The organism is Alicyclobacillus sp. SP_1 (assembly GCF_024706985.1).
GTDB lineage: Bacteria > Bacillota > Bacilli > Alicyclobacillales > Alicyclobacillaceae > Alicyclobacillus_I.
In genome coordinates this window covers 159,008-171,181 of the sequence record NZ_JAMCCX010000061.1, presented here as the reverse complement: position 1 = coordinate 171,181, position 12,174 = coordinate 159,008, and the positions used below count along the sequence as shown (strand labels likewise).

10 protein-coding genes are annotated in these 12,174 nt (G+C 51.4%); 2 read left to right on the top strand and 8 right to left on the bottom strand.

What is annotated here, in order from left to right; translation table 11 throughout:
* The first annotated feature begins 156 nt into the window (after window positions 1-156).
* Window positions 157-480 carry a hypothetical protein gene (locus tag M4I36_RS13885; RefSeq protein ID WP_258112346.1) on the top strand — a complete coding sequence of 108 codons (324 nt, stop codon included), beginning with the start codon at window positions 157-159 and terminating at the stop codon, window positions 478-480.
* Here M4I36_RS13885 and M4I36_RS13880 read toward each other — a convergent pair.
* Window positions 472-1,485 carry a metal-dependent hydrolase gene (locus tag M4I36_RS13880; protein WP_258112345.1) on the bottom strand — a complete coding sequence of 338 codons (1,014 nt, stop codon included), beginning with the start codon at window positions 1,483-1,485 and terminating at the stop codon, window positions 472-474. The two genes, M4I36_RS13885 and M4I36_RS13880, sit on opposite strands and share 9 nt — an antisense overlap.
* Window positions 1,486-1,656: 171 nt before the next feature.
* Between M4I36_RS13880 and proS the strand changes: the two genes are divergently transcribed.
* A complete protein-coding gene (gene proS / locus M4I36_RS13875; RefSeq protein WP_258112344.1) occupies window positions 1,657-3,108 on the top strand; it encodes a proline--tRNA ligase in 1,452 nt (483 codons plus the stop codon).
* On the opposite strand, the gene M4I36_RS13870 is transcribed toward proS, so the two are convergent.
* The 7 genes from M4I36_RS13870 to M4I36_RS13840 form a co-directional block, all read right to left on the bottom strand.
* Window positions 3,105-4,190, bottom strand: coding sequence for an aromatic ring-hydroxylating oxygenase subunit alpha (locus M4I36_RS13870; RefSeq protein WP_258112343.1), 1,086 nt, complete (start codon window positions 4,188-4,190; stop codon window positions 3,105-3,107). The genes proS and M4I36_RS13870 overlap by 4 nt on opposite strands.
* A gap of 208 nt (window positions 4,191-4,398) precedes the next feature.
* Window positions 4,399-4,662 carry a hypothetical protein gene (locus tag M4I36_RS13865; RefSeq protein ID WP_258112342.1) on the bottom strand — a complete coding sequence of 88 codons (264 nt, stop codon included), beginning with the start codon at window positions 4,660-4,662 and terminating at the stop codon, window positions 4,399-4,401.
* A gap of 141 nt (window positions 4,663-4,803) precedes the next feature.
* A complete protein-coding gene (locus M4I36_RS13860; protein ID WP_258112341.1) occupies window positions 4,804-6,483 on the bottom strand; it encodes an ABC1 kinase family protein in 1,680 nt (559 codons plus the stop codon).
* A gap of 51 nt (window positions 6,484-6,534) precedes the next feature.
* A complete protein-coding gene (locus M4I36_RS13855; protein ID WP_258112340.1) occupies window positions 6,535-7,545 on the bottom strand; it encodes an NADP-dependent oxidoreductase in 1,011 nt (336 codons plus the stop codon).
* A 208-nt stretch (window positions 7,546-7,753) separates the two neighbouring features.
* A complete protein-coding gene (locus tag M4I36_RS13850; protein ID WP_258112339.1) occupies window positions 7,754-9,151 on the bottom strand; it encodes an MFS transporter in 1,398 nt (465 codons plus the stop codon).
* Between the two features lie 429 nt (window positions 9,152-9,580).
* Window positions 9,581-10,897: an MFS transporter gene (locus M4I36_RS13845; RefSeq protein WP_258112338.1), complete on the bottom strand. Its 1,317-nt coding sequence runs from the start codon at window positions 10,895-10,897 to the stop codon at window positions 9,581-9,583.
* Window positions 10,898-11,092: 195 nt separating this feature from the next.
* Window positions 11,093-12,127 carry a glycosyltransferase family 2 protein gene (locus M4I36_RS13840; RefSeq protein ID WP_258112354.1) on the bottom strand — a complete coding sequence of 345 codons (1,035 nt, stop codon included), beginning with the start codon at window positions 12,125-12,127 and terminating at the stop codon, window positions 11,093-11,095.
* Window positions 12,128-12,174: the final 47 nt, after the last annotated feature.

Here is a 12,174-nt window from a genome sequence, read left to right as displayed (position 1 = left end):
CGCATACTACCAGAAGTCTAACGCCAAGGCTTTTCGCTCTCACCAGAAACGGCGTCTTCAAGGTTCTGCTTGATGCGATTACCTAACTGCGTTGTAGTGTTAAGCGCTATCGAAAAAGGGACGAGACCCAATCCGTCGTTTGACATGATGTGTCGCTTGGCTCGTACGTACGGTCTGTCTTTAGACTACTTCGCAGAAGACACAGCCCCTCGCACGGACCAAAAACAGGGCGAATCGACATCTCTTCATGATGTCATCGACAATGCAGAGAACAGTACCATCCAACCGGACATTCGCGCATTCTTAGTTGCCGATAACTCTGGGCCCTACCTAGCCTTAGCCAGACATCTCGCCAAGCGCCGGGCGCTCGAGAACACGACCGTTTTGTTGGAGTCTATCGCAGAGTTCTTGACGGACAGGCAATCTCAATACGCGGCATTCCCGACCTCAAACGGTCCCAATTCGCAGGCTTCAGAGTAACCGTTTCTGTATTTCCTCCAGACTGAAACCAGGATGTAGAGGCGTAGACACAGCGTGGTAACTGAGCCCATCCTCGACCAGTTGCAAATTCCCCTCATCCTCCTGCTCGCAGGTTCGGACAGTTGCCCAGATGTAAAATGGAAGTTTGAATCCAGTGCGAAAAACGCCATCGGCCAGGCACAGGCGAACACCTGTCCGAGTAGGCTCTGACCATGCCACGGGGACACGACAAAGTTGCAGAAAGGAGCGGCCTAAGTCGCTTCTCGTCAAGATGTCCATTCCGTCCGTCTGGGGTTGTGTTCGAAACGTCGCGAAAACTCGCGGCGGTGACCACCAGGACACCTCTCCGAATTGCAGGTCCTTGTTCTCCAATAGGAGGACGAATGGCTGACGCCAAGGCGCAAGCGCTGGTGGACACGCAAGCAGATGCTTGCCTAGACGAGCGTGGCGGCGAAAGTGATGCCTGACCTTCCATCGGTTTGCCACTCGTACCGCCAACCATAGTAGCGTACAAAGCGTGGCGATGTGCACATCGCTTTTAAGCGATTCACCACTCATCCACAGCAGAAGTCCGAGTGCGGTGCTACATAAAAAAATCGGATCGTACACAAACAGCACATCGAGCGCAAATCTTCGCTTGACAAAGGGCCACAGACACGCCGTGCCGTATGGCGTAAGGACATCTGTCAAGACATGGACACCCGCATTTACAAGCGCGATTGTGAACAGCAGGCCATCGTGTCCAGAGTCTGCGAATCGCCAGACCCAGGTGAGGAATACAGCCATAAGAGCGATTCCCGCCATGGAATGCGTGGCGGTTCTGTGCGTTCGAAGAAAAAGCGTGCGACTCACGAGCCTCGTGACCACATCCACATCCGGACATTCCGACGCCATCAGACTCACCCCAAGCACGGCGTGCTGCAACGATAGGGGAGCATTCTGGTCGGCGCTTAACCATATCGCATACACGCCGAACCCCAGTGCAGCGTGAGTGACATTGTCCATAATACGCCCCTTTCCAGACGGAGACCTGCACACAAAGTGGCCTCTTTTGTGACCGACAGACTTTCCATCAAGCAGTATTCCAAGTTGTCGGTATCTCACGCACAGAATGCCTGCAACTTGACTTTCATTTCCTATCGGCGCCGTGTAAGATGTCAGCAAGGAGGACGAACGATGGCAAAGGGCAACAAGGAATTCGTGAAAGAAATCACCCCTCAAGATGAGGACTTCTCTCGTTGGTACATTGATGTTATTCGCAAAGCGGACCTGATGGACTATGCACCAGTCCGTGGCTGTATTGTATTTAAGCCAGACGGCTATGAACTGTGGGAAGCGTGCCAAGAAGAACTGAATCGTCGCTTCAAAGCCACTGGCCACAGGAATGCATATTTCCCGCTATTTATTCCGGAATCGTTTTTTCAGAAAGAGAAGGAACATATCGAAGGATTTAATCCGGAACTTCCTTGGGTTACAGAAGCTGGGGGCGAAAAACTCGAAGAACGCTTGGCGGTACGTCCTACGAGTGAGACCATCATTGGTCACATGTATTCCCAATGGATTCAATCGTACCGCGATTTGCCGCTGCTGATTAACCAATGGGCCAACGTGGTACGTTGGGAAAAGAGAACTTTGCCATTTCTTCGTACGAGCGAGTTTCTCTGGCAGGAAGGGCATACGGCACACGCTACGGCCGAGGAAGCTGACGCCGAAACGAAGCGCATGCTCGATATCTACATCGACTTTGTGGAGAACTTTTTGGCAATCCCCGTCTTTCAAGGTCAAAAAACGCCGCTCGAGAAATTCGCTGGCGCCGTCAGTACTTTTTCCATTGAAGCCATGATGCGAGACGGCAAAGCACTGCAAGCGGCAACATCTCACAATTTGGGGCAAAATTTCGCCAAAGGATTCGACATTCAGTTCACAGACAAAGACAATACTCTTCAGTACGCCTATACCACGTCATGGGGACTATCCACCCGTATTCTCGGTGCCATCATCATGGTCCATGGAGACAATCGCGGTCTCGCATTGCCGCCCAAAATTGCTCCGACGCAAGTCATCATCGTTCCCATTGGGCCTCAGAAGGAGCGCGAACGCGTGGTGCAACACGCGACAGAACTGTTTGAACGGTTGCAAAAGGCGGGAATTCGCACGCGGATGGATGCTCGGGACGATGTCAGTCCGGGCTGGAAATTTAATGAATACGAGATGCGCGGCGTACCCATTCGCCTAGAAATTGGACCGCGCGACCTCGATGCAAACCAAGTGGTGTTAGCCCGCCGTGACACAGGCACTAAAGAGCCTGTCTCCATGGACACCCTGGAAGCCACGATTCCGCTCTGGCTCAATGATATTCAGAAACACATGTTCGAGACAGCAAAAAAATTCAAAGAAGACAATTCACACATTGCCGGATCCCTTCCGGAGTTAGCGGACATCATCAACAATCAGCGCGGTTTTGTGCTCGCTGGATGGTGCGGAAACGACGCTTGTGAACTCTCCATCAAGGAGCAGACTGGAGCCACAAGTCGCAACATCCCATTTCACCCACCGAGCACACAAGAATTGTGCGTGGTCTGCGGCAAACCAGCCCGCCATAGCGTTTGGTACGCAAAGTCTTATTAACTCAGGGTGTGCGAACTGGGGGCATGCGGTTCCCCTACGACTTGACCGCCCGTCTTCTCTGGCTGAGAAGAGCCGGGATGTAAGATGATTCTCGGCTCTTCGCTGGCCAGAAACTGAAACCAGCGCTGGCGAAATCGAACTTGCGGTCCATCCGCAGGCACATGCGCTTCCATCCGCAATGCTTCGGGAATGGGGCGAGGATGTTGGCTCTCCACCACGGCCTTGTCCTCCGTCAGCACCTTCAAGCTATACCGCCGAAAGATGGGATTCATAAACGGCATCTTGCGCAGAAAAGTCCTGCCAGCGTATCCGAAGATGATGGTCGTATCCGAGTCGACGGGACAAAAGGTCACATAGTTAATGAACTGACTCTTACTTGGAGTCGATGGCCGCAGTATCCACTGCTGAGGAAACTGATATTCCAGAAGGCCTCCCCCGTTGCGAATGACAATTTGATTTTGTTCCTGCACGTCAAAATCAACCAACTTAATTTCTTCGGAAAGACGCTTACCAATCGTGGACTTGTGGACAAACGCGAGATGGGCTACATCCAGGACACTTTCCACAACGCGAGTCAAGTGCGCTTTCCAAGTCTGCTCATAGGGAACCAAAACTAACTCTGGTTGCTCTAACTCCGAAAAGAGTTTGAGGTCTGGAGGCACATCAAGATCGTCCGGGTAAATCCAAATTAATCCAGCTCTCTCCTGAACAGGATAGGCACGTATCTTTGCAAACTCAGGTATTGGTCGATTGGGATGGGCTGGGATTTTCGTGCAGTGACCCTCCGCATTGAACTGCCAGCCATGATAAGCGCACTGAATGCCATCCGCTACGCACTTGCCCAATGACAAATCTGCTCCACGATGGGCACAGTACGCTTCCAACGCGTGAATCTGGCCTTTGCTGTCGCGATAGACGACCACATCTCTGCCGACGACCCGGCGCTTGACAGGTTTGTCTTTGAGTTGACTTGCCCAAGCGATTGGATACCAGCTGATGGGAAAAACAGTGTCGTCACTCGGAAACTTTTCTCTATGCGGAAACAGCGCGGAAACCGATGATGTTGGTGACAGAATAGACATCTTCAAGACTCCTCTCACACGTTTTTCAGACGAAGTGGCGTGACTTCGCCATTTTGCAGCATACCTACCTCTTAATTATACTACATAGTCAATAAAAAGTGCGCAAAAAAAAGGCATCCTCGCGAATGCCCAGACACAGGTTCCTATTGCTTTAGAATGCTGCATCACCGAGTGCTGGTCCTGTAGACAACTCAAACTGGACGGTCGTTCAAGCAGACTTTTTAAAGGATGAACGACCATTATAGCGGTCCCAAAAACGCAACATCCATCGAAATGGGAACGGGACCCAAAAGCCAGCTCGGTCCAACTGCTGCAGAAACGCGATGAACGACCCTGCCACACGGCGCTGAACTTTTAACTTTTCGGAGTTGCCGCGAAACGTCACGCGATACCCATCTTCTAACCCTTCTAGCTTCCATTCGAAGGGACCGACAGACTGTTCCGCCTGCTTCAACACACGCTCTTCTGTCATGTCAAATCGCCTCCCTCTTGACATGTTCCCTAGCTTCGAGACACTTCATACAGTGCGTACCCCGCCGAATGCACTTTGCCACGTGCCGCAATCTTTAATTCACAGACAGGGTTTGATAACGCCACTCGCGGCTTACCTGAGTTACAATCCGTTTCTGCCATAACGCAATCGTCGGCGGTCAGACAGCGTCCGCAAAAAGCGACGATGCTGCACGTGCGTAAACGCAACCATGATGAAGGCCACGAAAGCTAGTCCAGCACTGATGTATTCCGCCAAAGTGTTATGCAACCACAGACTTATCATGAACAATACCACAGAGACAAGGAAAAACATCACGCAGTATAGGCGATTTCGTGACAAATATATGCCATGGACCGTTTCTTCGTGCTGCATCTCTTCAAATGCGAGCCGTTTGACGGGTACCTCGAGAGCATCCTCGATTAATTTCGGATAGCGCAGAAGAGGAGCCCCGTATGTCAGCGCCAGCCGCCACCATGGCGTGCCGTCTGTCGAAGATGTCTGCTCATCAATCCACCCCTTCACCAAGGGCTTGCCAAGGGCCACAATATCCACGCCGGGCGAGACGATGTGCAATACACCGACAAACGTCGATAAAGCGCGACCGAGAAAAGCAAATTCCGTCGGTAATTGGATGGGTTGTCGTTTGATGACCGATTGAATGTCGATAAGAATTTCTTCGACCACGGTCTCGTCGTACTTGCCAATGCTCTGCTTTTGATACAAGTCCATTAGGTCTCGAATGGCTCTGGACAATGCCTCTCTATCCGCATGAGGCAAAAGAAAGCGCAACGCCTGCAGACTGTCGAGAATTTTGTTCATGTCGCTGAACATAATTCCTTCAATGAGGTTGCGTATGTTCTTCGCGTCATCACTGCGAAGTGAGCTAATCATCCCAAAGTCGAGGAAGACAATGGACCCATCCGGCTGCACCAAGATATTCCCTGGATGCGGGTCGGCATGAAACTTACCGCCGTAAAATATCTGCTCGGCAAACGCATGGAACAACCTTGCCGCCAAATCTTCACGGGAAATATGGTGCTTTTCCAGATAAGCGAGATCCGACACTTTATTGCCGTCCATCCACTCCATCACAAGGACGCTTCGAGTCGTGTACTCCGAAAAGTAGCGGGGAACTTTCACCATCGGATTGTCTGCATATTTCTTAAAAAAATACTCGCCGTTTTCCATTTCTTTGAGAAAATTCAACTCGTCTCGAAGAACGACGACCATCTCTCGATAAAGTGCAGACCAATCGGCCACTTGGCGAACTTTACGAAAGCGTTTCGCCAGAAAAATGACAATTCGAGTAGCCCGAAAATCGGCACGAATGATACGGTCAATTCCCGGACGCCGGACCTTGACGGCAACCTCTGTGCCATCGTGCAGCACGCCGCGATAGACCACCCCGATGGAGGCAGACGCCACCGCCTCGACAGAAATCTTGTGGAGAATTTCCCCGTAGGGAACTCGCCACTCCTTCGCCAGCACATGCTCTACTTGCTCCCAGGGAACTGGGGGGACTTGGTCTACCAAGTTATCGAGTTCATGCAAGAAGGCATCCGGCAGAAGGTCCGCTCGCGTGCTTAAAAACTGGCCAACTTTAATCAGCAAGCCTTCTAACTTCAGTGCCACACGGCGATATTCTCGAGCCTGCTTGACGAGTAGACGCTCCCACTCTTCGAGAGCAGCCGCATCGCGCGGTTCCGGATATCGCTTCGTAAACCAGTATATCTGCAGAAAAAACTTGATACTCATGGTTACAATGAGCCAGATTCGATACGCAGGAAACCGTGTCAGCATCGGTCCACATCACCGCCTTTCGGGATGTCAGGCTACGCCCATGACCGACATTCACTCCGGCATAGCAACGCGCACCAACTGCTTCCCAATGTTGTCGCCCCGGAACAGACCAAGAAAAGCTTGGGGTGCATGCTCAAGCCCATCCACAATGGTCTCTTTGTACTTCAACTTGCCTTCCTTTAGCCATCCTGCCATCTCGACTGCGGCTTTGCCGTAATCCGCATGGTAGTCGCTGACAATGAAACCTTTAAGAAGCACTCGATGAATCAGCAACTGTGACAGTAGCCTCGGACCCATTTCCACTTTCTCCGCATTGTACCCAGCAATCTGTCCGCACAAAGCGACTCTGGAGAAGTCGTTCAAGTGAAGAAACACTGCATCTGTGATGTCGCCACCCACATTGTCAAAATAGACATCGACGCCTTCCGGGCAAGCTGCAGCGACTGCCTTGCGAAGTGAATCCACCGTCTTGTAGTTGATCGTTGCGTCGAAACCCAATTCCGACTCAAGATAGCGATTTTTATCGTCCGATCCCGCTATACCAACCACTCGACAGCCTTTCAACTTGGCAATCTGCCCAACAAGACTCCCGACCGCACCCGCCGCACCGGAAACCACCACGGTCTCCCCCGCTTTGGGTCGACCGATGTCCAGCAGTCCAAAATAAGCAGTCATTCCAGGCATCCCCAAGACCCCTAAGTACGCGGTCAGCGGAGCTAGGTCTGCATTGAGCTTCGTGAGTCGTCCGGAACTAAGATTGTAATGTTGCCAACCCAACTCCCCGAGCACAAATTCACCGACATGAAACTTGTCGTTGTGCGACTCCACAACCTGCCCAACCACACCGCCCGTCAACACATCTCCAACGACAAACGGAGGGACGTACGATTTCGCGTCGCTCATTCTGCCACGCATGTACGGATCTACGGAAAGATAGAGAGTCTTGACCAACACTTCGCCCGGTCCTGGTGTTGGTACTTGCGCTTCCACCACAGAAAATGTTTCTTCGGTCGGCATACCTTTCGGGCGACTGGCAAGTCTTATCTGGACGTTGTTTGGCATGAAACGATCACTCCCTTTGACGTACTCTTATTTTACCTCTGTTCTCTAGGAGCACCAAACTGACGACGCACGGCGAGAAACTCTCATGCTATCTAAAAGAAGAAGCCCTCTTAGAGCAGAGGGCTTCTTCTGAGTCGATGTGTTGTCGAAGACTTTTAGGAAGCACTTGTACCGCACAGGTGCAGACGTAGACTTCTTGTTATTCGTCTTACGCTCCGGGTGAAATCGTCTTAGCAACGGGCGCAGTCTCAGACTGGTGGGAGATACTCTCCATCGACTTACCTGCAGGCTCCGGCAAGACAAGCGTCAACAAGACACCAGCGAGCGCGAAGACGAACGTAATGTCGAGCGTCCCTTTCAGACCCAGCGCACCGCTCAGGACCGGGAAGAGGAAGACTCCGATAAAGGCACCGATTTTGGCAAATCCTGCGGACATACCATGACCGGTCGTTCGCATCGATACCGGATAAACCTCTGCGGCCATGACGAAGGTCGTCGTATTCGGCCCAAACTCCGCGAAGAAGTAGCTGATACCGTAAAGGATGATGAAGGGAGCCAAGGAACTGGCCACGCCAGGCACGACACCAATCAACAAGAACATCAATCCCATGACGAAGAACCCTATCAGTTGAAGTCGCTTGTGTCCTATTCTATCCATGGACACAAAGGCGAGAATGTATCCCGGAACAGCCGCAATGGCAAAGATAAGAAGTGACAGGGACTCCGATTGAATCAGTGACATGTGCGGGGAGACAAGCTTCAGGATGGCATTTGTCGATATCGTGTTGCCATAGTACGCATAGTCGAACACAAACCAAGAACCAGCTGTACCCAGCAACAGGAGAAGATATCGTGGATTGCTGATAAACTGCCCAAAGGTCATGCGCTCCACGCGAGCGGAACCGACGGATGGATTGACCGCACCGTTGGAATAGTCACGAATGCTCTTGACCGCTTCTGACTCACGTCCACGCACTTGTGCTTCGTAACGCGGAGACTCTGGCAAGGTGCGGCGCAGATAGATGACGAACAAAGCAGGAATCGCTCCCAGACCCAGCATCCAGCGCCACGCCAAGTCATGTGGGACACCGGCTCCAATGAGAGCGATAGCCACCATCGGTCCTACAACCGTACCGATAGCTTGCATCGAGAATACCATACCGACCGTCTTACCACGGTCTTTTGTGTTCGAGAACTCAGACATAATGACCACACTGACCGGATAGTCTCCGCCAATACCCAGGCCCATGACCACGCGAAAGATAATCAGCCAGATGACGTTTGGGGCAAATGCGCAGAGAATCGCTCCAATTCCCATAATCAACGCTTCTAATCCATATAACTTCTTACGACCATACACATCGGCCAAACGGCCAAACACGAAAGCTCCAACAAACGTCGCGATGAGCGTCGCACTACCAACCCAACCTATTTCCGTACTTGTCAGATGCCACTGCGTCTTAATAAGTGCGAGTGCTGCGCCAATAATGAATAAGTCATACGCGTCTGTGAAAAAACCTAATCCTGCTGTAATAACTGCTCGCAAATGAAAGAGTCCGAGCGGCGCATCATTCAGCGCATCTACCACATTCCCGCTTTGGGCCATTCTTCTACCGATTCACCACGGACGAACACGCCCGCGTGAATCATCCACCTCCCCTGTCTGGTCCATACGAATGCATTTTGCAGAGTACCCTCGGCATAGCTGATATAAGGAAGCAATGATGATGAAGATCCTGACACTGCGTATCATAATGGGGAAATGTAAAGATAGCGTGAAGCTAAAGTAAATGTTTTGTGCGATTTTTAAGCACGGCGACATCCAGTTAGCTTCTCCTAATTGCGACGCTCAACAGGCTCACCGTATTAATACGAGAGATTAGAACGCATACAAAAATCGCCCCTGCTTGGGGGCGATTCTCGATAGGAATAAGGGCGACTGACTATCGATGACTTTGCACAGCGATGCAGTCGTGTACAACTCCGAGCCGTTAACAAAGGTGGATGCATCAAACAGAAAACACAGCTTTTACCGTCAATTCTCAAGGGATGCTTCTTCAATTGACACGCCTTTGCCAGTCTCAATTCCTTTTGCCAACCAGACCAAGGCTCCAATCAGGCCAATGGCCCATATGCCGATGTTTAAAATCATGTTACCTTTGAGACTTGCCGCACCGGAAATGTAGATGACCGGAATGTAGAACCCGATGGAAATGAAGCGAACGATGGCTGTGTATGTGCCTCTTCGAGCCGTCGGCCAGACTTCCCCTTTGAGCGCGTCTTCGGTGAGATATCCAATGTTGACGAAAACGTTCAACACGACCAGCAAAATCATGAAAAATGCAATGCTCTTGCTCCACGTCCCGACCGTGAAATAGATGAGCACAGTCACCAAGAATGTCCCGAGATACCCAGTCAGAAGAAGATTTTTGCGACTGAGACGGTCCGCCCAGAGTCCGAAGAATCCGGAAATGAACCCTGTTCCACCCGCGATTAAGATGATGAGTGACGTCAACTTAGGAAAGAAGTTGGGGCCAAGCGTGTACGTCATGAGACCAAAACCAGCAGAACCAGCAAACGCTGTCGTCAAAGTCACCAAAAAACGAATGGATAGAGAAACCCGCTTGCGATTGGATTGGGGTGCCGTGACCACCCGCTCCTGCACTGGCGTCAGCCGAATCATTCCTTGTTCTTCGCCATAGTATCGCACCGCCTCCGCGTGTGCTCTTTCCGTCTGTCCGCGACGGACCAACCACCTCAGCGATTCTGGTGTCCGCGTACGAGCCAAGAAGAGGACGAACAAGACAATCAAAATGGCAACGCCTACGGTTCCCTTCTGGAAAGCGTGTGACGAACTCCACGCCGATGAAACAACTCCGAGAATACCCACCAAGAAAGCTCCCAGATTGATGAAGTTAAGTTCCATCATCATGGTCTTGCCGCGATGCATCGCTGGCATCATCTCGTGTGAGGCAACCATGATGGTGTTCATCTCGCCACCAGAAGCTAGCAACAACAGTGCGAGTGAGATGAGAAGCACAAGGTAGGTCGTCGAAAAAATTAAGATGATTCCGCCGACTGCGTATAGACCCATCGTCAGGTAAAAAGTCGATTTCCGTCCGTACCGGTCTGCTATCGGGCCAAAAATGATAATTCCAATAATGAGCCAAATGGGCGCCCATGACAGCAGCAAAGAGTCAAGATACTTCGGAACATGAACCCAACCGGTAGCAATCGGAGCTATCGAAAAAATATAGTTTTCGAGCAACATTCCCAGCCCGAAAGACCAAAAGAGCCAGCCGTCCGTCCCTGTCCACTTCTCACCCTGATGGCCAACTACACCCGATGCCATACAAAAATCTCCCCTTCCCATACCCCCTATAGTTTCACAAAGCAGCTCTCACCATTCGCGCCGGTCTCTATAGACTCCAGCGTTCGGCGGGACAACCGCCCGCGAATACTGTGTATCTTATCAGACATGTGACAAAATTGGACACAAATCATGACCGTTTTGCAAACTATTTTTCTTCACAGACTAAGGGTGCATTCATAGGTCGCGTCGCCATTCCCGTACGACGTGCGTATCGGCTTGTCCTGCCAGACCTGAGCTCATCGTCGTCTCAGACGTATCCGCCTCAAAATTTTTCGTCTGCCGCACGATGTACATAGGTCGACCACGAACCTCATCGTAGATTCGCCCGATGTATTCACCTAAGATGCCCAGCATCAGCAGTTGAATACCTCCGAGAAAGAGGACCACGACCATTAAAGATGCCCAGCCGGTAATGGTATCGTGGGTAAAGAGCTTCTCAAAGAGGACGAAAAAGATACCGAGAAATCCGCAAACCGCGACCACCAAACCAGCTTGCGTCGCAAATTGTAAGGGGCGGAAAGAAAACGACGTGATGCCGTCTACCGAGAATTTGATCATCTTGCGCAGTGGATATTTTGAGTCTCCTGCGAAGCGCTCCGCGCGCTGATACGGAATACCCACTTGGCGATAGCCAATCCACGAAATCATGCCTCTCAAAAAGCGATGCCGCTCGCGAATGCGCGACAACGTCGTCGCAACGTCTCGACTCATCAAGCGAAAGTCACCTGTGTCGAGCGGGATGTCAATGTCCGTCATGCTCCTCAAGACACGATAGAACCAATGGGCTGTGACTCGCTTGAACCAGGTCTCACCTTCGCGGCGTTGGCGGATGGCATAGACCACATCATAGCCTTCCCGCCACTTATCCAAAAATTCGGCGATTAACTCAGGGGGATCTTGAAGGTCTGCATCAATCAGCACGACCACATCTCCGCGAGCATGGTCAATCCCCGCGGTCACCGCAATTTGATGCCCAAAGTTGCGGGAAAAATCGACAATTTTCACACAAGGATCGGCAGTGGCCGCTCGCTCCAAAAGGTCGAGCGTGTTGTCTGTCGACCCATCATTCACAAAGATAAGTTCATAGCGCACTTCTAAACCCGTTAGAACGTCCGTCAAACGGCGATACGTCGCTTCTATCGAACCTTCTTCGTTGAATGCCGGAACAACGACGGAAACGTAAGGATGGCGATGAGCATTGGCAGACATGGCAGACGATTCGTAGTTCGAAGCGATGGGCGAATTGGCCATCCGAT